The organism is Priestia aryabhattai B8W22 (assembly GCF_000956595.1).
In the GTDB taxonomy this organism is placed as follows: Bacteria; Bacillota; Bacilli; order Bacillales; family Bacillaceae_H; genus Priestia; species Priestia aryabhattai.
The window spans coordinates 12,095-36,392 of the sequence record NZ_JYOO01000014.1 but is presented as its reverse complement, the minus strand read 5'-3'; the positions used below and the strand labels follow the sequence as shown (position 1 = coordinate 36,392).

The following is a 24,298-nucleotide window of genomic DNA, read 5'->3' as shown; positions in this document are numbered from 1 at the left end:
CTGTAATTAGCGAACAAGAATTGAACAAATAATATGAGAACGCTTTATATAGAATACGAGAATATTTAGGAGGAAATAGAAATGAACATCTTATGGTTTTTCCCTACAGCAGGCGACGGACATTATCTAGGCACAACCGAGGGAAGCAGAACAAGCGATATTCACTACTTAAAGCAAATCGCACATGGACTGGATTATCTAGGATATGACGGCGCTTTGCTTCCTACTGGTTCAAATTGTGAAGATTCATGGGTGATTGCATCGGCACTTGCTTCCGTTACGAATCGACTGAAGTTTTTAATTGCACTTCGCCCGGGTGTAATGTCTCCCACACTTTCAGCACGGATGGCTTCGACATTCGATCAGATGTCAAACGGCCGACTCATGTTAAATATTGTGACGGGAGGAGATCCGGTTGAGCAAGCGGCGTACGGTAACTATTTAACCCACGATAAACGCTACGAGTTAACAGATGAATTTTTAACGATTTGGCGAGATGTAATGGAAGGAAAAAAAGTGGACTATAAAGGAGAGCATCTTGATGTAACAGGCGCGTACATTCCATCGCCTACGGTCCAAAAACCATATCCTCCGCTGTACTTTGGCGGGTCTTCGCCAGCAGGAAAAGAAGTAGGCGCAAAGCATGCAGATGTATATTTGTTATGGGGAGAGCCTCCTGCAGTGATCAAGACGAAAATTGATGAGATGAAAGAAAAAGCTGCAAACGAAGGTCGGGACATTCGCTTTGGTATTCGCCTGCACGTTATTGTAAGAGAATCAGAAGACGAGGCGTGGGAATCTGCAGATAAATTAATTAAACATGTTAATGATGATACGATCAAAGCGTTTCAAGATAAGTTTGCGTCATTTGACTCCACTGCCCAAAAAACACAGTCAAGTTTGCACAGCGGTACAAAAGATCGAGGCGCACTAGAGATTGCTCCGAATCTATGGGCTGGAATTGGTTTAGCACGAGAAGGAGCTGGAACCGCTCTTGTTGGAAGTCCTGAAATTGTAGCGGATCGGTTAAAAGAGTACAAAGAGCTAGGAATTGATACGTTTATTTTATCAGGCTATCCGCATCTAGAAGAAGCATATACGTTTGCTGAGCTAGTATTTCCACATATTCAAAAAGAACGAAGCAAGAGATAATTCTTGCTTCGTTCTTTTTGAGTCGTAAAAAAATAAATAACCCAGTTGACTTATAGGAATTATAGGTGTATTATAAAGATAGTTCATTTAGTCAGAAAATTTTTGATAAAGGGTGAAGAAAATGGAACGTTATGACGTAATTCAAGGCGCAGAATCTTTTTATTATAAAGGCAACGACATTGGTATACTTGTTTCTCATGGATTTATGGGGACTCCTCAAAGTATGGAATATATCGGAAAAGAATTAGCTGAAAAAGGTTTTACTGTGTACGGTTTGCGACTAACGGGACATGGTACTCACTACTATGATATTGAACAAACAACGTATCAGGAATGGAAGCAAGACTTTTTAAATGGGTATCAGCGTTTGAAGCAAGAATGCCGTCATGTATTTATCTTAGGTCAGTCCATGGGAGGCACTCTTACCTTTCATACAGCGAGTCAAGGATTAGATCTTGACGGAGTTATTGCAATCAATCCGGCTATGACGTCCATTCCTTCAATGGAGCCTTATCGCTCTCGTCATACGCCTCGTTATTTAAAAGAAGATCATCCCGATATTAAAGATCCAAACGTACATGAAATTACGTACGACAAAGTACCAGTGCGCTCTATGCGTGAGCTGCTTTCTTTAATGGATGAAACAAAAGAACGCTTATCTTATGTAACGTGCCCGGCTTTAGTACTAACATCAACCGTGGATAACGTAGTACCGCCTGAGAATTCAGCTTATATCTTAAACCATATTCAATCAGCAGAAAAAAGACAGCACATGCTTCGAAACTCTTACCATGTTGCGTCGATGGATTTTGATAAAGATATGATTGTTGCACAAACGGCACAGTTTGTACAAGCAACAGTTGCCAAAAAAAAAGTGCATGAGCGAATTTTTTAATTTTTAAATTCGCTCCGTTTCTTTTTTACTTCAAGTAAGATAAAATGAATCTTGAATGAAAACAAAGGAGTGTACATACATGATTCATTTAGAATGGAACGATCGTCCAACGATTAAACAAGTAAAATGCATACATACAGATGCAAAAAAATTCGTGGTTGAAAATGTTTTAACAGCAGGAAAAACATATGATGTAAAAAACGAAACAGAAGAATTTTATTTTGTTGTTGATAACACTGGCCAAGTCGGCGGCTTTTATAAAGAATACTTTGAAGGCTAAACAAAAAATCATCGTCTCGGCGATGATTTTTTTATTGTAGTAATTAACTGAAGCTTTTCTTCATGAAAACGAATGAACATACTTTTAAAGAGAAATTCCATATATCCAATCATTTCGAAAAAAAGCTTTATGACAAAAATAGGATGTAAGACCTAAATTCTCCCGTTTCTTGTTCTGTTTAAAAGGGTAACTGACTATAAATACCCATGACAACAATTATTTTACAATGTAAAATGAAAGCGACGCTTAACAGAAAAAGGAAAAGGGGAGGTCATACGATGAAAAAGCGTAATACAGCAGCTTTTACATTTTTAGCATGGACAGCTTTTATTACAGCACTATTAGCTATGTTTATAGGAATTTATACCTTAGATGCATCACTACCGGTAAAAGGTTATTATGCTGTTGGAACATTATACTTAACGATGTCCGCTTTTGTGCTTCAAAAAACCATTCGTGATAACGAAGAAGATACGGCGCACGAACGCAAATACGACAAAGCAGAAGAAGAATTGTAGAGCTGAAAGGCTATATTATAAGGTTTTACTTTATTTTACTGTAAAAATAAACCTTTTTATTCTTCACTGATAAAAACATGACATAAAATTAATGATAGAAACAAGACAGCTTTCCGTATTAGTGGGGAGGCTGTCTTTTTTTGTCTGCAAATAAACGTAAATTAAGAAGAACAGGAACAAGAACTAGTTCAAACCAATTAACGATAGATGAAGGCTTAAAAATTGTCACTCAAGTCAAAACGTTAGAAGGTTTATCGGAAGGAACTATTCAGCTATATAGGATTGTGTTTAATGATTTAAAAGTCTTCTTTGGAAATGATAAATTGCTAAACGAAATTGACTTAAACGATGCTAGAAGCTTTTTTAGTTGGCAACTACATGAAAAAGTTCTACATGATAACAGTAACATTCGACAAATAAAAAATCAGGGTGTACAAGCTAGTAGCGCCAATACATACCTAATCAAATTACGGGCTGCCTTCAATTTACTGCTCAAAGAGGGGTTTTTAGAAACTAATGTCTTCGTAGAAATTAAGAATATTAAATTTCAGAAGAAAAAAATTAAGACATTATCGATTGAGGAAATTAAAAGGATACTAAATGCCTTTGACCAAACTTACTACAGTCAGTATCGATCATATGTACTTTTGTACACATTGTTTGATTCTATGGGGCGCATACAAGAAGTTTTACATCTTACGGAAAGCGACATTGATTTCGAGAGACGTGCTATTACATTTCAAAAAACTAAAAATAAGTGTTTTAGGATAGTACCTATTAGCAAGAAAACTTGTCAAATGTTACAGACTCTAATTATGGAAAATAAAGAGGCATTTGATACTGATCTTGTGTTTGTTACTAATCATGGGAAGCTACTTAAACCAGATACATTTCGTACGCATGTAAACAGAATTTTAAAAGAAAAAGGGATACATATTGATTTTCATCCACATTTATTAAGACACTCAGCATCCCAAATGTTTTTAGAGCAGTCAGGTAATATTAAAGTGCTTCAAGTCTTACTTGGGCATTCCGACTTATCAATTACATCACGAGTGTATGCTCATGTACTGGATAGTACTTTGATTGAACAACATAATCAGTATGCTCCTATAAAAAGATTGGAAGAACAGAAAGAGAAGGTTGTTAAACGTAAACAGAAGTAATAAAAAAGAGAGCAGCTGCTTCAACAGCCACTCTCCCATGCGCATAGTCAAATATACACAGACTCTACTACATTCAGTGTAAAATATCCGCTTGAAAAAATCAATAATTTTAAGCTTATTTGATTATGCCTCCTAATATACCACACGGGGGTATTTGTAATGAAATCGGGTAGCATCGAGCAATTTGTACACTTATCGAAATTTAACAATGTAAAGGAATTCAATAATCATATTGAACAATGGATGGTTGACTGTAAAAATTATTTCACAAAAAGTGAGTTGATTGGTTTGAAACGTCTTATTAGATATTCATGTAAATATGCTGGTATCTCAAATGCTAAAATTCAAACGTTAGTATCAGCTACACATAACGACGAAATTGGGATTTCTCGTTCAACTTTTGAGCGTATGCTACGTAAAGCAAAACAGCTTGGCATTCTCACTGTTCATAATACATTCTGTGGATCAAATCAACGTCATAATGTTTATGTATTCAACCATTATCAATCAACTAAACAAGTTGAATCTGAAGCTCCTACAAATGAAGTACCAGAGACGATTGACGTACTAAATCAAGAAACTAACAAAGTTAAAACTAACAATATATTAATAGATACGTATAAAGACAATGTAATTCCAAATGTCCCGATTGAATTTCAGGAGCTAGTAACGTGCTATTTTCATAATCCTAAGCAGGTTCTTGAATTATGGAAATGTGTTAGATGTTCAACAGAGCAGTACAACGAGTTTACTGAACAATACGTAGATTACGATCCAAATGTAAATAAGGCTGAATTAGCTATCAGTTCATTTAAGCAAATGATCGTTAATATTAAATTAGGATATAAGATTAAAAAGTCGATATTCAGTTATTTTTATGGGATTATTCAGCATAAACTTGATAATCAATTTAAGGATTGGAAATTGAATCCCTATGAGAAGAATTAATAATAATTAAATTGAAAAAATTACTAAAAATACAGTAAAATTTAAATACATTAGATAATTCAAACTTAAGGAGAAGCTTATGAGTACAAACTTTAGTGAGTTTAAATTAAAAGTGGACTGGAAGCCAACTCGATTTAGAGGACATAGTGTAAAGCGAAACATATCTCAATACTTATGGAACAAAAAGATTAGAAAGCAAACTCTGGCAGAGAGGGAACATAAGTGTAGAATATGCGGATATGAACCAGATGAAGCAAATTTAAGGCATTTAGAGATGCATGAAATTGAACATTACGATGAAAATAATTTAATTTGTACACTTGAGGGTATAGATTTGATTTGCAAAAGATGCCATGCCTTTCACCATTTAGGTTTTACGTTTAGTAGGACTACAAAGGAACAGTTTAATGAGCTAATTCAGCATTTTACCAAAGTGAATACTTGTACCGAAGAAGATTTTAGAAATCATTTTAAAGCTGTTAGAGATAAAAAGTTTCAAGGCATTCCCAGTTTAGCTGAAATGAAGAAGATAAGAGAAGACACAAGAGTAGTTAGATACAGGGTAACTGGAGACATCCCTTATAAAGATGAGGTTATATCACAGTTAAAGAAAAAGGATTTATATATATAAGTTTTATAAATAAATTGTTAGAGGTGAGGGTGACATGTTTGGCTTTCTAAAACGTAAAAAACAAGAGGAAGATTCTAATCAAGTAAAAGAAGTTGTAACAAAAGATAAACAATTAGTTGAAACTCAGCAGAAAGTATCAGCTACAATTGTGGAAGAACTGGTACAGGATAGTCAAAATTTAGATACAGATCAAGTAGTTATTCATGATTCTAAAAAAGAAGATGAAGCTGTAAAAAGATATACGTTCTCAGTCAAGGGAACTTTTGTAAAAGAAAGGCAAAAAGAAATCGTTAAACTAGTAAAAGAGTTGAAAAAGGCTGAATATTTTTATGAAGCTTATGATGGATTAAAGCCAAAGGAAATCAAAGAGGATTATTTTGAAGAACCTATCTATGAATATGGAGGATGTTCTTTACCTAAAGCAATGATAGAAGAGGAGAATAATAACCTTTATGATGAGTATGCAATAAAAGTTTTTATTAGTAATTTAAATGGGGATTTCATCCACATCGGTTACGTGCCAAAGGAACTATGTGAGGAAATTAGAGAAATGAAAGGACAATACGATCATTATGTAGCTGCATCTCTAGAAGGTGGTAAATACAAGATGGCAACTTACGATGAATATGGAGAAGAAAAAGTAAAAGTATTCAATGATAAAGAATATGGTATTGAGCTATGCGTAAGCTTTTGGGAAGAGCTACCTCAAATACTCAAGAATAAGTAAAAAAAGACTATAGATAAGGATAACTGTTCAAAATCTATTACACGGTAATCAAAAAATCATAGCTTATTAAAATAACACAACTAAACTCTAAGGTATAATTCCTAAAATTAGAAAAAAAGGGAAAGTGTAAAATTTCTATAGGTTTATCTCGAACAAGATAAAAAGTTGAATAAACTACTAAAAGTTTTAGAAGACTTTTAAGATCGTGATAATATCGCTATTGATAGCAATCAGGGTGATAAAAGCATACGTTGAAAGGTTTGATTTAAGTGAGCAAAGATATCGATTTGCAAATAGCTAAAAAAATAATGAAATGGAGAAATTTATCATCAGAAAGATTGGAAAGCTTCAATCCATCTATGAATAGAGAAGATGCTAACACTGTTTTGGGAAAAATTGATTCATGGATGATTGTTAAAGCAGGGGAAGGTTATGCTATGAGAATAGTAGATTTTCATAAGGGAAAGTATATTGAAGATCAATTTATAATTTGTGATACTTATGAAATGGCAGTCTGTATAGGGATACTTGAAGTTGCAGATAAGTATCCACATCTACTTAAAAAAAGGCTTATATAAACTAAAATTTATTCACAGTAGTATTTCGAAACTAATAGTAGAGACTAACTTAATTGTTGTTAGTCTTTTATATTTATTTAAGTCTTTCATGAAAAAAATGGATGTGTTAAAATAACACCAATAGACATATTAACACCATTTGTTATAACAACACACAATATAAGAGGAGAGTGTTTTTAAATGAGTGTAAATCGTACAGAGACACAACGATTCAATATGTATTTAAGTCAGCAATTAGTCGATGGTCTTGATAAATTAGGTGAGCAAATTAATGTGTCGAACAATGCCTTAATCAATGTAGCCATTAGTGATTACTTACTACAGAGAGAAGTTATTGAAAACCTAAGTGAAGAAAATGTTAAGCAACATAAAATCTTAAAAGAAACAGATTATTGTCAATTAGTTGAGCAAGGAAGGTTAGAAAAAGAAGATCATGTGAGTACCGTTGAACGTATCTTTGTTAAGGAAAAAGGAGAATATGAAATTAGGTTTGCTTATTATAAACCAAATAAGAAGAATAACGAACGTTTAGTATTGCGCCCTTTGGATTTGAACGAACATGATCTATATAAAGTGTTGATGGACGCTATTGACAAAGATGTATTTACTGATAATTTCCTAAATAAGTTAAAGACATATATTGAAGTAAGTCAGAAGAATAAGGCATTGAAATAATGTAAACATTTTGGTTGCTAAAAGAAATAACTACTCTTTTATTAGAGTAGTTATTTTTTTATTTCTAGTTATCAATCTTAAATACACGATTGAAAAAGATACTAAAAGTGCAGTAAAATTGTAATGGATGGAAATAAAGGGAGAGAAGTGAAGAAATGATAGCAGTTATTGGTTTACTTTCAGTTTTTATCTTTATAGTTTTTTTAATCTGGGGATTAATACAATTGGCAAGGAAAAAGAAAAGTAAGAAATATTTCCTTATTTCACTGGTAAGTTTTATTTTATTTGCAATTCTAGCAATAGTGGATGGCAGCGATGAAGAAGTACCGCAGGTAGCTAAAGAAGAAACTAAAGTTGAAAAGAAAGCAGCTCCAGCAACAAGTGCGAAAGTCGAAGAACCGACATTCCCATTTGAAGAAGCGGCAGGAATTGTTTATAAAATGGTTGATGTGAAAGAACCTGAAGACGGAATTAACAAATCTAAATTTATCAAAGATAATGTAATGAAAGGTTACCTTGTTACTAAGATGAAAAAGCATGTTTACATGTTTGCTGATGCGGATAAATCTGGTGAGTGGGTTCAAGTAACTTATGATGATACTGACAATGTAGTTAAGAAAGTGGAAATGACTCCTGACCTAGAGAAGAAAGTAGTTGCTAATGTAAACAAAGAAAAAGACACTGAGACGGCTAAAAAGCAAGAGGAACAAAAACAAGCTGAAGAACAGAAGAAACAGGAAGAAGCTAAGAAATTAGAAGAGCAAAAAGCTAAAGAGGAAGCTCAGGCTAAAGCAGCAGAAGAGAAACGTAAACAGGAAGAAGCAGCTCGTATTGCTGAAGAAAAACGTATAGCGGAACAAAAACAAAAGGAACAAGAAGCGTTACAAGCAAAACAACAGGCTGAAGCAGAACAAGCTAAGAGAGAAGCTGAAGAAAAAGCTCAAGCAGAAGCTCAGGCTCAGCAACAGCAACAAACTCAAACAGCTACATTTGCAAACTGTACAGAAGTTAGAGCAGCAGGAAGAGCGCCAATTAGACAAGGTGAGCCTGGGTTTCAAGCGAAGTTTGATCGAGACGGTGACGGAATCGGTTGTGATCAGTAATAGGGCATTAGCGTTAGCATAGAAGGCACTAACTTTTAACTAAAAGCACTTTTCTTCTTAGGAGAGTGCTTTTTATAATCCACTGAAAAAGAAAAACTAACGAATTAATTTAACAACTAAAAAGGGTTGATGATTGTAAATTTGGCCTCATTTACGGGAATTTGATAAGGACGCCTTTTAATACAATAATATTTCCTTCTAAAGTCTTGTAATAAAGAGAACAGTCATTAATATGAATACTTATTCTGCTTAGAAAGAAGGCTGAGAGAGGGGGGATATTTTCAACATTTTAACCTATGATTGTGAGGAAATGGGGAGGTAGTACCCTCATTCACACCGAACCCTCTAAAAAAACTCCGATACGATAAAGGTTATTAAATTAATTGAGAGTATATTTTTTTGATTTATATCTTTATTTAGAAGAAGAGAAACAGTGAGATGCTTTTTTGATTAAACTTATATCTAAAAGAGAAAATCTACAATTTCAAGCCAACGTAGCATTACACTAGTAAAAACCTTCTAAAAAGATAAATGAAGATGATTTCTATTTCTAAGGAGTTTATTTTATTATAAATAACTTACCTGTCAAAGAAAATAACGTATAGTTTTTAAATGAAATTAATCAAAATTATGATTTTTATTATGTAAAACTTCTGATATACGTCTTATCCCCCTATAAATCTTTCAATACTTTTGCTTGAAGAATATGCCAATTTGAACCAAAAAAAAACGAGTTTTTCCCGTAATTACTTACTTTTTTAAGAGAAGGTTGTCAATACTTTTGTTTAAAAAGACAGAAAATTAAAATAAAATAGAATATACTTCAGATCTTTTTACATAATAAGCATTAGGTTAAGAACAAAAATGTAGTAGAAGATATTCTTTAAATTTATCTTATGGTAAGAAGCATTGTGTTCATTAACTTAAAATTTGAACAAAGAAAGGGATATGCAACTATGGAAAATAATTATGTAAACAGAACAATCTATTTAAACAAAGATCTTGATGATTCTCTATGCGAAATCTCAGATAAGAAATTTGGAGGCGATATTGACTTTTTTATTACTAATGCGATTTCAAATTATGTTAAAGACTTTGGTATAAAAAATGAGGAACAGTCAATAACAATCTCAAAGTCAAAATACAGTGATTTATTACAAAAAGAAGAGTATTTAGAAAAGATTGAGAAGATTTGTGGTGGAAAGATCGAAAGTAGAGAGGAGAACTCAATAACGATAAAAATTGATGCTTTAAAAGAATTGCTTAGATATTTGCTCAAAGATGAAAAAATAAAGGAAAAATATACAATTAATTTGGAAAACTAAAAAAGAGGAAACAATTATGCTCAAGTAGTTTAGCTTTATGAACAGAAACTAACTAAAAGGCAACATTATTAGCTGTAATATATTTATATATTAATATTATAAGTGATTATGTTGCCTTATAAAGTACTATTTATAATGAAAGGGATTTAAAGTGAAAATAATTATGAAAAAAAAAGAAGCCGTGCAGTTGTTCGGATCAGAGAATTGTAAAGCTCATTTTGCACGATATGGAAAATTTAAAAACAAGAGCATTGAAGATGCGCTCATTACAACTCTTAAACAACATTATCGAACGGTTAATATAATTAAACAGGGTAGGTCATTTGTATATGAATTAGATTCTAAAAGAAAAGTCATTGCAGAACGACCAGACAAAAGGAGTAGTAATGGTGCTTGGAGTATTCCATATACACGAAATATGGATATGATGGTTGTAGCATCCCTAGATCAAGGCATCGAAACTGAAAACGCACAAACACTTAGTAGGTGGGCAGTTCAGTTTGGCTTAATTACAGGTGAAATGTATGGATTATTAAAATCTCAATACGATAAAGGCTTAAGAGAATTTTATATTAAAAAGCTACAAAGTGCTTCAATTATTAGTTTTGGTGAAGAAAGAATTCTAGATGATTTTACTGGTCTAACTAAAGAAATTAATGGTCAGTTAGCTGGGGCACTGGAGAGGATGAAGAAAACAAGAATTATAGAAATTGACTTAGTATACAAAGGGCATATTAAGGAGACGGATAAAACAGTTAATCTCTATGAAGACACAATCCAACAAATTCTAATTCTTAAAAGAAGACTAATGGAGGAATATCAAGTTAACAGTTTTTTTCTTCTAAATTATTGTAACGCAAAAAAGGTTAAAGATTACAATAAGAAATGGAAAACTGAACTTGAGAAGATAACTGATCACAGGGGTGAAAAGTTAGGGCTGGACTACTTCTATAAAACCTTTTTAATTACAATGAATCCAGATAAGAAAACAACTATTGACTATCTGGAAAAATACAATAAAAAGGTAATAAGGGAATTTAATCAGGATCAAGAGTTGTTTTTAGTTAAGAATGAAAACACTTTCCATAAGCTGCGTCATAACTATGTTATAGAAAAAGCTAAAAGGAAACAGCAAAGATTCTTAAGTGAAAATATCCTTACATTGGATGAGGAAATGGAAATGTTTTATAATGCTGAAGAATTATCCAGAGAAAGGTTTAAATTTGATAAACAATATTATGCTTTATACTTTGATAAAAATTATGTTAAACGAATCAAAAAATTACAAGAATATTATGCCAATAAACCTTAATAGAAGAAAATCTAATAAATATTTGAGTTGAGACGAATATGCATAGGGAAGTAAATATTGAAAGCTTACGTCAAGTTTTTGTTGTCCTTATGAATGACCAACCTGTGGAATACTACTTTGATTATCAAAATGGGGCAACATTGGGAAGGTTCATGGATGAAGGCTGGGGGCATTTCTATCAGCCACATCTAAGAAGGTGGGAATTTATTAATATGAAACACATAGTAAAGGTATATTATGGGAAATGAAAATGATCATGTAGAATATATCGATTGGAGAGGATTTCATTGGGAAAGCAAATGGTATTTGGGTTTATTAATATTGAAAATAAAAAAATTGTTGAATTAACACCTTTTAATAAAGAGCTAGAAGATATGCTAATGGAATTAATAGAATTTTATGGTGAGGATTTTGAGGGAGATTTTAGAGAAGTAAATGAACTAGATATGATTATCTTACTAATTATGGATAAACACAAAAAAATGAAGAATCAGCAGTTTTTAGATTCGATAATATCTGGTTTAGAGGGAGATTGTTAAAAATATAAAAAAATTCTTAATATTATTTGCCATAGGGTTACTTAGATTTTTTAGCAAGATTGAGTAAATCTTATAAATAACAAGCTAAATACAATATAGATATTTAATTATGCAGGCATACTGTCAAAATAGTAATTAAGCAAGAGTAGCAGACCATAGGCTACTCTTTTTTGCACTAGCTCTTTTTAGGAGAAGACTAGTTGCAGTAATAATAGTTCTAGATATTTATGGATAGAAATTTTATCTTCGGTATAACTAATTTATAAGAAATCACTAGGATACGTATTCTTATTAATGAATTCTGTTCTTAATTAGTAATGATTAACTTTAGATTCATTTCTTTTATGTATTTTATCTCAAATATAAACTGTGTAAAAGTTTTTAATTTTTTTGTATTTAATTATAAGCATAGGTCAAATGACAAATTTGTAGAGGCGTTAAAAGAGGTAAAAAGGCTAGAATATTTATATTGTAAATGGTATTCTTTTGTTTGAAGTTTCTAAAAGCTCATTTCTGAAGTTGCTTACAAAAACGAAGGAAGGAATGCGTTGGACGAAAAATGTGAGGGTTAAAAAGTATAGATAGTAAGTGGATAAATATTTAAAAATATAAATTCTACAGACGATGTTAAAGATTAACAATGTATAAAAGAGGCGAGTATACCATATATACTGACCCAATAATTCTAATTGTAAGGAACTATATATTGAAACCAATGGATATGCGTAAAAAGCATTGTCTGAGATTACATATTTGAAATGAGTATAATTATTTAGTTGGAGGATTAAGAATGAACTTAGTAGGAAGGATAGAGAAATTTAAAAAGAATAAAGGAGTGGTGCTTTTTGTATCTTTAGCAACAGCTATTGCTTTAATCAGCGGATTATTATCAAGTGGAAAAGAAATAAAGAATTTTTTGCTAGATACTTTTTTGAGGGAGACAGTGTTGTATGAAAAAATTGATAAATTAAATACTGGGGTGCAAATTTCTTATTTTAATAAATTACTTGATAAACCAGTAATAATTCGACCTTGGGGAGGAACACTTTTTCCTAAATACAAAGAGTACATATATGTGAACGATGACTTTTTTGTTAAATCAATAACAGACGAATCAAATACGGTACTGTATTATGGTGTTACTACAAGAAAACAAGGGTTTAACCCTAAGTTACCGTACGTCTTTGGGGAGGATCTAAAACTAGGTAAAACCCAAATAGGAGAGATTAAAGCTACTCCAGAAAACTTTGTAATAGATGCTTCTTCTAAATTTGAATACTACCACGAAAGTTATTATTTTGGAAATCCTGGTAAGTATAGAAGTTATTTAATTGGTGGCTATTCACCTTCTGATTACTCTGTTGATTTCAACGAAAATAAATATAGTATATTTCATATAATGTTGGAAACAAATGAAAAAATAAAAAATAAAGAAATACAAGTTATGAGAAAAACTTTAGTCCCAAATACATATGGAGTTATTTCTGAAAGTGCTACTTCAGAATTTACAGATAACATAATGCAAGCAGAGGAAATCAGTATTGATTTCTGGGACTCTGTAAAATTTTTCAATTAATTATCTGTTTATACTTTTATACGACATGACCAAATTGTACTTTTTGATTTCTTAGATGAAATCAGAGAATAGGATAGTCCTATTTTTAAATTAATTCAAATAGTTGGGTATAAAGAAAACTATTCAGTCCAAGGCTTCACGGTTCTTGATGAAGATAAGAGTAATGCCATATTAAGCTACTTTGATCTTGAAAGTGAAATTGAAATTGCTATTTAACCCGTTAGTGAGGTTGAATACAAGGAGATTATTAAAAATTTTGATTTAGAAGAATTAGATATTGTAAGAAAAACTAAGAGTAGAGCTGAACAGGTTTTTTTTAAGAAAAGCGCTCTTTGGAAACAAACCAATTGGTAAATGTGGAATTTGTGATAAGGAATATCCTATTTCATTTTGGTTGCTACTCATATTAAGAAAAGATCGTTCTGTTCATATGAAGAGAAACTGAATTATAAAAATATTGTGATGACTACTTACAAATTTAGGTGCGATGATTTATTTGAGAAAGGCTACATAGCTGTTATTAATGAGGTAATTACGATTAATGAAAAAATAACTACTGATCCTTTAAAAAATTATCTCGAGAGTATTTGAGGTATTTATTGTAAAAAATATGAATTATTATACAATTGATTATTTTGAATAGCATTTTCGCCATCATTCTGTATCAAAGGTTAAATAGCAACTAATACCTCGTTTAATTTAGTATTTACCAATCATGCTTAAATTCTAATGTTAACAATATCAGAGTAGAGATATACAATATTCTTAAAGTAAACTATGAACACCTTCTGTTCATAATTTTATGAATGAGTTTAGTGCAAAAAGAAGGGACTCCACTATAAAGTGTAGTCCCTTCTTTTTATGAATTTTCTAATATTAATTATGCCAACGGTCATAAATTTCTATAATGTTAGGATATGGAGATCCAGTATTAAATTTATTTGTAAAATGCTTGTTTTTCACTATCACATAGATAGCAGATTTATAATCCCTACTATATTCTTCTTCAGGTATAAGTCCATTTATAATAGATGCACATAGGCGATCCATAGAATTCAGATAATTTTCTATAGCTAAATTTAATGTTAGTTTAGCTTTATCAAGATCTGCTTGATTACCAGCAGCTGTTAGTTCATCAACCTTTGTTATCGCTTCAGACATTCTAATGTGATTTTCGGTAATTCTTTCCTCTAAAGTTAATACTGTATTTAATGTTGAAATCTTATTAGCTTTTAATGCCGCTTCCACGGATGCATTAGCAGCATTAACAGACTTATTAGCAGCATTAACAGACTCATTCATCTTTTTCAGTTGTATATAATAAACAACTGCTGCCACAATCGCTGCCATTACGCCAATAGATGATATAATTAAGCTGAACAATTCATATGTTTTCATTATTTTATCTCTCCTATGCAATTAATTTTATAAGTGTAAAATGCTTTGTAGACATAGTATTATTATAGTGATGTGTAAAGGACTGTGCTTATCTTCATTCCTCTGAAGGGTCAATGGTATTATGTAATTTTTTTTCTGCTTCTTTAATTTTTTCGAGAGCAGTAGATATGGCTTCAGAAATCTCCTCATTACTATAAGCCATTAGCGGAAGTTGTTTTATTATGAATTGCCCATAAACCGTTCGCCAAAAAGCAATTTTATTTTCTTTACTAAGATAACTTTCGTGTAAAAGATTTGATACAAAACTTATAATATTGTTAATAGCTTTTAAATCTTGTTTAGCGTTTAGTAATTGATCTACTAGATTAGTAATAATTGTTTTAAAAGGTAATGAATCATTTGCACTATCAGTTAGAAATACTGAAGTATTGTAAAGTTTCAAAGCATTATCATTAAAACTATATTTAATTTTAAGAAGGTCAATGTTATTTAAGATTTTAGTAATGTTATCAATACTCTCGTATTCTTTAACCATATTATTAATAGTATTTTTGGCAACATTACCAAATCCTTGAGGAATAAAATTGGGACTATACATAAAAAATTCATTAAATTGCTCACGAGTTATGTGTATAGGTGTTAAATCTTTAATAAAAAATAAGTATTCCCAAGTTTTTCCGTCTGAATCAGTTCCCCAAATATCTTTGGAAATAGTTGGATTTTTTTCTTTTGCAACGATTGTTGCGTAGTATTTAAAAATACCACGTGAATATATTAAAACTTTGTCCCCTTTTTTTATTCTATTCCAGCGTCCAATATTACCTTTTCCAGACTTTACCCCCCACATGTGGGTTGTATTCTCACAGCCGTTTGAATTTAGGTCTTTAATTGTAGAGGGCTGAAGTTGATCCATATACCGACTAACATCAACCTTATGTACTATAGTTTTATTATAGTGATCTAATGCTTCCTTACTACTAGCAGTAAAATAATATAACATATAAATATCACCAATCCTAGTTCTTTATACCTTCTTGGAAATTATAGCATGTTTTATGAGTATATATATACAATTTGAGATAGATTTCCATTAAAATAATAATTGTATAATTGATCATGTAAATCGACGGATGGATCGTGCGAAAGGTTGTTATAAAATAATTAAAATAATTTGGATGATGATTTTATATCAATATTTTGCAACTCCAGCTTCGGGCTTATGGATCATATTTTTATTGATCTTTCAAATTATTCCCGCTCTTCATTTTCTTCTTGGTATATTTTAAATTATTGATATTTCATATGCATGTATCAAGGATAAAGGGTGATTATTAATGAAATATGGTTATGCTTATATGTCCAGTGTTAGGTGAAAGTGACTTAGGGATTGATATAAAAGAGATTGTACTTAGAAAAGAATAAAATAAATTATCCTGTAGAAAAAGCCTATGAGGTAAAGACGCAATATAAGGATTTATAGGAGTGAAACTTGATGAGTAGAGTAATCCTTCAACCGACAGGAAACAAAGATGCCAGAAAAAATTATGTAGAAACAATCGCTAACCCTATCGAGATATCAAGAATAAAGCCTTTCGTAACAAGTGATGAATTTAACTATTTACATAAATTATACCCTAACGGATTTGTAACAATCTGGGGAGTTACTGCTGGAAAAAGTAATGTAAATATGAAAAAATGGAATAAAATACAAGCAGCTGATTTGGCTTTCTTTTCAGCTAATAAAACATTGTACTCGTATGGTTTTATAACATTTAAATTACATAATGAGCAATTAGCTCAAAACCTTTGGGGAAACAATTCCGAAGGACAAACATGGGAATATATCTATTTTTTAGACGAAGTTAGAGAACATGATATTCCTATTTCTAAATTAATTGAAATAGTTGGGTATAAAGAGAATTATTTAGTCCAAGGCTTTACAATTCTTGATGAAGATAAGAGTAATGCCTTGGTGAGCTACTTTGAGTTAGAAAGTGAAACAATAAATCAACATATAAGTGAAAATGATTACAAGAAGATTATTGAAAGTTTAGAATTATCATCATTAGATATTGAAGGAAAGACTAAGAGTAGAGCTGAGCAAAGTTTCTTAAGAAAATCACTCTTTGGAAATAAGAAAATTGCTAAATGTGGTATATGTGGAAAGGACTATCCAATTTCATTTTTAGTTGCAGCACATATTAAAAAAAGATCTCTTTGTTCGAAAGAAGAAAAGCTTGATGTTAGGAATATTGTTATGCCTATGTGTAAGTTTGGATGTGATGATTTATTTGAAAAAGGATATATCATTATAACTAATGGAATAGTGACAGTAAATGATAAAACAACCACTGAATCTTTAAGGTTATATCTAAAGGCGATTGAAGGGTTAAACTGTAAGTATTGGAATAGTGATACTGAAATATACTTTGAATGGCATGTTAATCACCATTCATTATCAAATGTAAGGTAGAATTTAATGTTAGGAAATTTAGAAAAAAGAGGGGATTGGGACACCATGACGGGTGTCTTTTTTATACAAAAGCGGAAGTGTGTTAAGAATAAGAATTCTCACGATTTTAACTTCTTTGACTTTCCATGAGTATTCCTATTTGATGTATAGTTCTATTCGTAATAATTCAGAGGTATTTTATTTTTAAGAAGAGGGTTGAATATAACAATTAAAAAGATTCATATTCAGATTAATAATTTTTAGACTTTCTTCAAAATAAAAGAAATGGATTTAGAATTATGAGGTAATAAGGAATGATTTATTGGTGATTTTCTGTGGAGGTGAAGACAAGGATGAAGAGAGAAAAGTTTTAGTAAGAGGAATAAAGGGCGTTTTAAAAGATGGACGTGAAAAAGCAATAACTATTACAAAAGAAAGAAAAGAAGTTATTATTGAGTCCGTTCCAGCATATATTTGCGCCCACTCTGGTTTAACAGAAGGCGCTATCACCTATATGTAGTAATTCGATATATCCTAAGTTCTTCTGCCAGAATTTTATTTAATAGTGCAAATGAAACATTATGTAAAAGATTTAAAAGGCAAGGGGCAGAGACAGTCTAGTACAATAGTGGATCTAGTTTATAGAGAAACTAGATCCATTATTGTAGCTTTTACTAATGAATTTCCCCAGATACTTAAATTATAAAATATGAAAGAAAAATAATAATTCTCTAAGTAACAAGCTAAGTGGAGGGGTATATCCATATGGACGAATTAATAAAAAACATAGTTTATTCTTCTATTATAAACTTATTTAAAAATCAACCAGATATTTTTGAAAATACAGATCAGACAAACTTTACTGAATGGAATCTCAGCTATCATTTGTCTAATGAAATTGCAAAGTATATTTTCTGGCTAAATGTTGATTTAGATGTCACAAAACGTAATTATCAAAATAGAAGACCAGATATTATTTTTCACAAGAGAAATACAAATGCACTGAATTTTTTAGTAGTAGAATTGAAGAAATCAAAAAATGATAATGCGAGCGATATAAACAAGATAATTGAGGATTGGATGAGGAAGCCATTAAATTATAGATATGGAGTATATATTAATATATGGGGGAAAGGTAAATATCGAGCAGTTGTTTTGAAAGGTGTACAGAGATATGAAGTAACCGAATCCTGTAATTATGTTAAGATGCCGAAAATAAACAATCATTTATTAATGCAATATCAAAAACTTACTAATGACATAAGTAGCAAAAAGAACAGTGAGAACACTTTAAACGAAATTATTAATTTAATTGATAACATTGTACTTAGAACTTACGAATCTAATTTAAGTATCTAAAGAAACGTCCTTTAGAATAAAACTAAAAACTAAACTGTATTGATGAAGAAACTTCGATTATTTCTATTATCATTTTCTATATTAAAACTATATTTTAATGTCATTCAAATATATTAGAAATGGGTAGAGTTTATTGTCATTAGATAGTACTTAGAGGGTTAATAAAATCTTGATTTTATTAAGAATGACGACCTCGCTTCCTCACCTGTAACTATGATTCTATCAAGAAGGTAAGTCGCAATCGTAAAATAACCTTCTTGTATTCATGTTAAATGTTTTAATAATAAGCAGCAACGCTTTATCTTGTCGTGCTAGCTAGTAGGTCAGTAATACAACAAATTATTAACAGTAACTGTAATGAGTGAATTTAAATATAAAATTTATTATTCTATGTGAAAATTCCTCCTGACACCCTAATGAAAAGGTAGTATACTATGTTCTGTACGAAAAGGAATTTGGGTGGAGGATAAAAGGTGAATAAGATAAAAATAGAAATTACAATTATAGGAGAATACTCTACATTTGATGATTTAGTCAGCGAGGCAGAGAAGCTACCTAAAACAAGCAGGGAACATTACAGAAAAATACTTAGTTTGCTTAAGAAAGAAGCAAAAGATGAGAAGTTTTATTTCCTTTCTACAGGAGCATTTAAAGGCACAACCTTCGGATACCTATTCTTTACAGATACAAAGGTTATCTTAATTGAAGTGAAGCCACCATTTGGTAAGTTAAAAATTCATGTATATGAGTACAAGAACTACGAAGAAGTGGACTACGACATGACCAAAGCTCTTGGCATCACTAACAATATGATTTATCTTAACAAATCAGGATTATTTGGGAGCAAAAAGGATAGAGTTACACATATCTCTTCACCTAACTTTGTGGAGATATATGAATTTGTGAAAATGCACGTTAAGTAATATTGTTTAACAAAGACAGTTATGCCCTAATGACGAGGGTTTTCCTTATTTAGATTCAGTACAATGGGCGTTATAATGAAACAGGTCACAAAAGTTAAAGCTTGAGGAGTATTTACTTCCTCAAGCTTTTCTCTAATTTCAGAGAACTTATATTTATTAGGCTTGAATGTAACTAGGTAGAACAACTTAATAGTATCGTCTTGTTGAATCTTGTTGGTTTTAAGTTTGAATTTCCCGCCACATAATGAACATTTAAAAGTAATATAACCCCCTATATTGCTTTGGTTAGAAACGATAAAGTGCTTTCTTACTCTCAGACCCTTTTTTACATTTTATTTAATTAAATAAATAGATTTAAGCATCTTTGTGTAGTGAATTCTAATTCTCCAGCCTTTACTAATAGCATATTAACGTTAGTAAATACATTTTATTTCATTTGATTACACCCTATTGATACATTATTGAGTTATTGATACACTTGAGTTAATAGCATCTCATATACATGTATCAAAAATAAGGGGTGATTAGTGATGAAATATGGTTATGCTCGAGTATCTAGTGTAGGTCAAAATTTAACTGCACAAATTAGACAATTAGAAGAAATAGGATGCGATTTAGTTTTTAAAGAAAAAGTATCTGGAAGGAAGAAAGAGGACAGAGAGCAATTTAATATTCTTCTTGGAAAGGTACAAAAAGGTGATACCATCGTGGTTACAAAGTTAGACAGATTTGCCAGAAGTACAAAAGACGCTTTAAGTACAATTGAGTACTTAAATAACAAGGGTGTTTCTCTTGTTGTTTTGAATATGGGTGGGGATAAGGTTGATACAGCAACAGCTATTGGCAAGTTGATGATCACTGTCCTATCTGGTATTGCAGAGTTTGAAGCGGACATGATTAAGGAAAGACAATTAGAAGGTATTGAAGAAGCCAAAAAAAGAGGTGTATATAAAGGTAGACCTGCGAAGTATACAGAGAAACATAGAGGGTTGCAACATGCAATTGAGTTATTTCATAACAGGGACACTAATAAGTTGACTGTTAAAGAAATTGAGGAAATAACCAAGATAAGTAGGGCTACTCTATACAGGGCAGTTAAGAAATAGGCAAATTGTATTGAGTAATTACGCTTCTTTGCAAAAGGATAAATACGGAAAATTTAATAGGATTAGATTGTAAAAAACACAAAATTAAAAGAAGAGTGGTAAATAAATTTACTGTTCTTTTTTGTACTTTCTAATTTCCATAGTTAATATGATATTTTTTCCTAGTTCATTATTGGAATATGTTTTTTCTAAAGAGTGTGTTGATAAAATGTACAAAATTAAAAGACTATCATCCATATAAGACTAGGCAAATATATCTGTAATTTCGTTTTTTTAATTAATCAATATATTGAGCAGAGAAATCACCACAATTAATATATGTTATCTGCAAAATATACACTCTAAAGATAAAACAATATAATTGAGTCATATGACTGGATTCAAATAACTTTGAATAATGAGAAAGAGTAAAATAAAATATAGTGCGAATGAATTAAATCGATACAATAGAGCATAGGAGAGAAATTAATGAATACTTGGATATTTCAAGGGAATCCGACACGATTTAACGTAGATGGATACATATTAGAAAATAAAACGATATGGTGGTCAATTAGGCAAGATCATCTAGCTGAACATATTCAATTAGGTGATGAGGTATTTATTTGGCGATCAGATGGGGATAACAAAGGAAGTGGTGGGATTATATCAAGAACAGAAGTTATCACATTGCCACAAGACTATACAAATGATAACGAATCCGCAGCCTACTGGTATGAAGATGTTAGTGATAAATCATATTTAGCAATTAAACTTAGAGTACTAGAAGTTGATGTAGAAGTGGGAATAAATCGAATTGAGTTAACTGAACATCCTAAGTTAAAAGATTTAATGATACTCCGTTTAAGACAAAATACTAATTACCTTGTTGATGAAAAACATAAGACTTGTTTAAAGCATCTATGGTATAGCAGATATGCTGGTAATGCTGAAGACATAACTACAAGATTTTCGCTTAATGAAAATGATTATGTCTTACCATCTTTAGATTCTAATGGTCGGGTTAGAGAATATAACTTTTATTCAGATGAACTTAAAGGACAAGTTATATATGAACACTTAATCAATAACAAAACACATCGTTGGATGGATATTAATGTACTTGGACGTGAGGGAAATACTAATGGTCGAGATTCAGCAAACATCCTTTATTACTTGGGTCTAAGAGCGGCTTATAGAGGTATTTTTGCAGGAAAGACGTTAGATTTAGTGATAGAGATACTTAAGCGTAAAGGGGAAGAGTATGCAGACATTGTACGTTTATTAAAAGTGCAAGCAAAATCAATTCACTTGTACAAGAGTGTGAGATCTGACATTGAGGCTCAAGAGTTAGAAGAAGGGAATGGTATTGAAGGAAGAGAGAAATCGTATCACGTAAATAAATATGAACGTGATCCTAAAAATAGAAAAAAGGCAATTGATATACATGGATTGAATTGTTACGTTTGTGGATTCAATTTTGAGGAAGTATATGGAGAACGTGGAAGAGACTTTATAGAAATTCATCATATTAAACCATTGAGTTCACTTAAAGAAGCGGTTGCAATTAATCCAAAAACAGATTTAGTTCCCTTATGTGCAAACTGTCATCGAATGATACATAGAAGAAAAAATGAAGTATTGACTGTTGAACAACTTAAAGTCCTAACAAAAAAGCTTTATACTGAGCTGCGTTGAAAATAAGATTAATTAATCTATAAAGGGCATCTTTTATTAGAGTAATGATAAACTTTGTCGGATGGCCACTGAGAGCGTTCGGCAGCGTTTTATAAATTATGTGTAAGCTTGATAAACAATCCATCGGTTTGCCCAAGCTTGTTTTAAACAGAAGCTACTGTCTCAAGTTTTTATCGTGATACAATTACTTTAAAAAATTAATACAAAGGAGAGTAAACATGCCTACCTATAACAAATTAGTAAGAGATAATATTTTAGAAATCATCAAAGCTGAGGGTTTAAACTACAACGCAAAAATACTCACATCTGATGAGCTACTAGTAGAAGTAAAAGCAAAAATGATTGAGGAAGCAAATGAGTTTATGGAAGCTGTTGAAAAAAAGGAAGCTGTTGAGGAACTTGCAGATATTTTAGAGTTAATTCATGCTTCATTGGGAGCTTATGGGGTTGCTTTTGAAGAACTCGAAGCGATTCGCAAGGAGAAAAAAGAAAAGAGAGGTGGTTTTGATAAAGCCATTTACCTTATTGAGGTAGAAGACTAATAATTACTAAGGGGTAATATTATGAATAAGTTTCTTGAGAATGACCAATCATTAGAATCTAAATTTCGATCGGTTTACTTGTTTGGAAAAAATGTAGCCACATATAAGTTTGCTTTTGCAAAGACATTACTAGAATTAGGAAAAAGTGATAAGAGTTTTTTAAGCCTCGAGGAGTTGTCACCAATATTTGCTAAGTATATGTTAGAGCATATAGGAAATGGTAAAAGGCAAATTACTAGTGCATCATCTAAGTTTATCAATGCATTGGAATTGTACAATGAACGGAAAATTGAGTGGGAACAGTTGTTACAAGTTACTGAAAAAGTAGGCTTCAATAATGTAATAGATGCTTTTCATAACATTCCTAACGGGGAACTTAATACATTGTTCTATGAAAAGTCTGTTCAGGGGAAAACGTTAGGTATCACATTAACTGATAGTATCTATATCTTGAATAAAAGTGAACAACGGGTGAATTTATTTAACGAGATCGAAGGTAGATGGAACTTAGTAGAAAGTGCTTGGACGGAAAGAAACCCAAAGTTAGAAGTTAGATTTGACGAGGAGTTTGAGCAGTTCTTCTTTTTGAAGTCTATTACACCAGAGAGATATTTACATTCTCATGAACGTGTAAATTTAACTTCTGTAAGAAAGCCATTGAATGGGTATCAAAAAGGAAAATGTTTTTATTGTTATAAAAGTATTTCTATTGAGAGTAGTCAATCAAATACCTGCGATGTAGATCATTTTATACCGCTTTCTGTGCAATATTTGTCAACGGGGGATATGGATTTAAATGGTGTATGGAATCTTGTATTAACTTGTCAAGAATGTAATAGGGGAGAATACAATGGTAAATTTGCTAGAGTACCGCATAAATCTTTATTAGAGAGATTATACAAAAGAAATGAATATCTAATTGAAAGTAATCATCCTCTTAAAGAAACAATCATTATGAAAACAGGAAAGAATAGTAAATTAAGAGCGGGATTTTTAAATGCAACTTTTAATTATGCTTCTTCTATTAAAGGTTCTGGATGGATGCCTGAACAATATTACGATACTGGATTTTAGGATGGGTGGATATATTAGTTTATAATTATTATAAATGTAAATAATCTAAACCTCTAATAATTGAGTGGAAAGTCTGCTATTTATAAAATGATAAATGAGATAGTTTTTCCAACCTTAATTACGCCTTCTTCTTAGAAAATTAATTATTTGTTGAAAAATAATATTAGCGGAGTATTTGTGAGATTTGTAGGACTAGTACATAGTAAACGTAAATAGAAGTCAGGAATTTCTCCGCCAATCAATAATTTAATAAAATATTGATTTTATTACCTACTAAATTTAAAAGATAACTAAGTAATAAGTATATGTTTTTAGTTAAATTTTAAAGCATTTTTGTAACAA

The 24,298-nt window shown here is 31.2% G+C and carries 25 protein-coding genes; 23 read left to right on the top strand and 2 right to left on the bottom strand.

Translation table 11 applies throughout. The annotated features are described in order from the left end of the window. The first annotated feature begins 81 nt into the window (after positions 1-81). The 15 genes from ssuD to N178_RS12560 all read left to right on the top strand — a co-directional run bounded on the left by ssuD (position 82) and on the right by N178_RS12560 (position 13,425). Positions 82-1,152, top strand: coding sequence for an FMNH2-dependent alkanesulfonate monooxygenase (ssuD, locus tag N178_RS12635; protein ID WP_045292568.1), 1,071 nt, complete (start codon positions 82-84; stop codon positions 1,150-1,152). Positions 1,153-1,273: 121 nt separating this feature from the next. Next, positions 1,274-2,047, top strand: a complete 774-nt coding sequence (locus N178_RS12630; RefSeq protein ID WP_045292566.1) for an alpha/beta hydrolase — start codon at positions 1,274-1,276, stop codon at positions 2,045-2,047. Between the two features lie 79 nt (positions 2,048-2,126). Next, positions 2,127-2,327 (top strand): DUF6501 family protein, encoded by a 201-nt coding sequence (locus tag N178_RS12625; RefSeq protein ID WP_013057578.1) that lies wholly within the window; start codon positions 2,127-2,129, stop codon positions 2,325-2,327. A 278-nt stretch (positions 2,328-2,605) separates the two neighbouring features. Beyond that, positions 2,606-2,845: a YiaA/YiaB family inner membrane protein gene (locus N178_RS12620; protein ID WP_013057577.1), complete on the top strand. Its 240-nt coding sequence runs from the start codon at positions 2,606-2,608 to the stop codon at positions 2,843-2,845. Positions 2,846-2,985: 140 nt separating this feature from the next. Then, the gene (locus N178_RS12615; protein ID WP_045292564.1) at positions 2,986-4,011 is read left to right on the top strand and encodes a tyrosine-type recombinase/integrase; all 1,026 of its coding nucleotides are present in this window, start codon (positions 2,986-2,988) and stop codon (positions 4,009-4,011) included. Between the two features lie 159 nt (positions 4,012-4,170). Then, complete coding sequence (locus tag N178_RS12610) at positions 4,171-4,959, top strand: hypothetical protein (protein ID WP_045292562.1); 789 nt, start codon at positions 4,171-4,173, stop codon at positions 4,957-4,959. Between the two features lie 79 nt (positions 4,960-5,038). Further along, the gene (locus N178_RS12605) at positions 5,039-5,590 is read left to right on the top strand and encodes a hypothetical protein (RefSeq protein WP_045292560.1); all 552 of its coding nucleotides are present in this window, start codon (positions 5,039-5,041) and stop codon (positions 5,588-5,590) included. 34 nt (positions 5,591-5,624) lie between these two features. Then, complete coding sequence (locus N178_RS12600) at positions 5,625-6,317, top strand: DUF6681 family protein (protein ID WP_045292558.1); 693 nt, start codon at positions 5,625-5,627, stop codon at positions 6,315-6,317. A 269-nt stretch (positions 6,318-6,586) separates the two neighbouring features. Continuing rightward, positions 6,587-6,895 carry a hypothetical protein gene (locus N178_RS12595; RefSeq protein WP_045292557.1) on the top strand — a complete coding sequence of 103 codons (309 nt, stop codon included), beginning with the start codon at positions 6,587-6,589 and terminating at the stop codon, positions 6,893-6,895. 180 nt (positions 6,896-7,075) lie between these two features. Next, the gene (locus N178_RS12590; RefSeq protein ID WP_052942397.1) at positions 7,076-7,570 is read left to right on the top strand and encodes a hypothetical protein; all 495 of its coding nucleotides are present in this window, start codon (positions 7,076-7,078) and stop codon (positions 7,568-7,570) included. Positions 7,571-7,794: 224 nt separating this feature from the next. Further along, the gene (locus N178_RS25515; protein WP_160297358.1) at positions 7,795-8,673 is read left to right on the top strand and encodes an excalibur calcium-binding domain-containing protein; all 879 of its coding nucleotides are present in this window, start codon (positions 7,795-7,797) and stop codon (positions 8,671-8,673) included. 956 nt (positions 8,674-9,629) lie between these two features. Next, complete coding sequence (locus N178_RS12580) at positions 9,630-9,998, top strand: hypothetical protein (protein ID WP_045292554.1); 369 nt, start codon at positions 9,630-9,632, stop codon at positions 9,996-9,998. A gap of 163 nt (positions 9,999-10,161) precedes the next feature. Beyond that, positions 10,162-11,310: a hypothetical protein gene (locus tag N178_RS12575; protein ID WP_152640848.1), complete on the top strand. Its 1,149-nt coding sequence runs from the start codon at positions 10,162-10,164 to the stop codon at positions 11,308-11,310. A 287-nt stretch (positions 11,311-11,597) separates the two neighbouring features. Then, a complete protein-coding gene (locus tag N178_RS12565) occupies positions 11,598-11,849 on the top strand; it encodes a hypothetical protein (protein WP_045292547.1) in 252 nt (83 codons plus the stop codon). A 790-nt stretch (positions 11,850-12,639) separates the two neighbouring features. After that, on the top strand, positions 12,640-13,425 hold the full coding sequence (locus N178_RS12560) for an ETEC_3214 domain-containing protein (RefSeq protein WP_045292545.1): 786 nt from the start codon (positions 12,640-12,642) through the stop codon (positions 13,423-13,425). Between the two features lie 876 nt (positions 13,426-14,301). Here N178_RS12560 and N178_RS12550 read toward each other — a convergent pair. Together N178_RS12550 and N178_RS25505 are read right to left on the bottom strand one after the other, a co-directional pair. Continuing rightward, the gene (locus N178_RS12550) at positions 14,302-14,823 is read right to left on the bottom strand and encodes a hypothetical protein (protein WP_045292543.1); all 522 of its coding nucleotides are present in this window, start codon (positions 14,821-14,823) and stop codon (positions 14,302-14,304) included. A 94-nt stretch (positions 14,824-14,917) separates the two neighbouring features. Continuing rightward, a complete protein-coding gene (locus N178_RS25505; RefSeq protein WP_052942394.1) occupies positions 14,918-15,823 on the bottom strand; it encodes a hypothetical protein in 906 nt (301 codons plus the stop codon). A 492-nt stretch (positions 15,824-16,315) separates the two neighbouring features. On the opposite strand from N178_RS25505, the gene N178_RS12540 reads away from it, so the two are divergent. From N178_RS12540 to N178_RS12500, 8 genes are all read left to right on the top strand, one after another. Then, entirely contained in the window at positions 16,316-17,296 is a 981-nt protein-coding gene (locus N178_RS12540; protein ID WP_045292540.1) for an HNH endonuclease, read from the top strand. 304 nt (positions 17,297-17,600) lie between these two features. Next, a complete protein-coding gene (locus tag N178_RS12535; protein WP_045292538.1) occupies positions 17,601-17,795 on the top strand; it encodes a hypothetical protein in 195 nt (64 codons plus the stop codon). Between the two features lie 245 nt (positions 17,796-18,040). Beyond that, positions 18,041-18,634, top strand: coding sequence for a hypothetical protein (locus tag N178_RS12530; RefSeq protein WP_045292536.1), 594 nt, complete (start codon positions 18,041-18,043; stop codon positions 18,632-18,634). 473 nt (positions 18,635-19,107) lie between these two features. Further along, the gene (locus N178_RS12525; RefSeq protein WP_045292534.1) at positions 19,108-19,557 is read left to right on the top strand and encodes a PH domain-containing protein; all 450 of its coding nucleotides are present in this window, start codon (positions 19,108-19,110) and stop codon (positions 19,555-19,557) included. A gap of 530 nt (positions 19,558-20,087) precedes the next feature. Next, on the top strand, positions 20,088-20,663 hold the full coding sequence (locus N178_RS12520; protein ID WP_045292532.1) for a recombinase family protein: 576 nt from the start codon (positions 20,088-20,090) through the stop codon (positions 20,661-20,663). A gap of 468 nt (positions 20,664-21,131) precedes the next feature. Next, a complete protein-coding gene (locus tag N178_RS25500) occupies positions 21,132-22,340 on the top strand; it encodes an EVE domain-containing protein (RefSeq protein ID WP_052942393.1) in 1,209 nt (402 codons plus the stop codon). A 218-nt stretch (positions 22,341-22,558) separates the two neighbouring features. Continuing rightward, positions 22,559-22,882, top strand: a complete 324-nt coding sequence (locus N178_RS12505; protein ID WP_045292530.1) for a nucleoside triphosphate pyrophosphohydrolase — start codon at positions 22,559-22,561, stop codon at positions 22,880-22,882. A gap of 21 nt (positions 22,883-22,903) precedes the next feature. Continuing rightward, complete coding sequence (locus tag N178_RS12500) at positions 22,904-23,956, top strand: HNH endonuclease domain-containing protein (protein WP_045292529.1); 1,053 nt, start codon at positions 22,904-22,906, stop codon at positions 23,954-23,956. Positions 23,957-24,298: the final 342 nt, after the last annotated feature.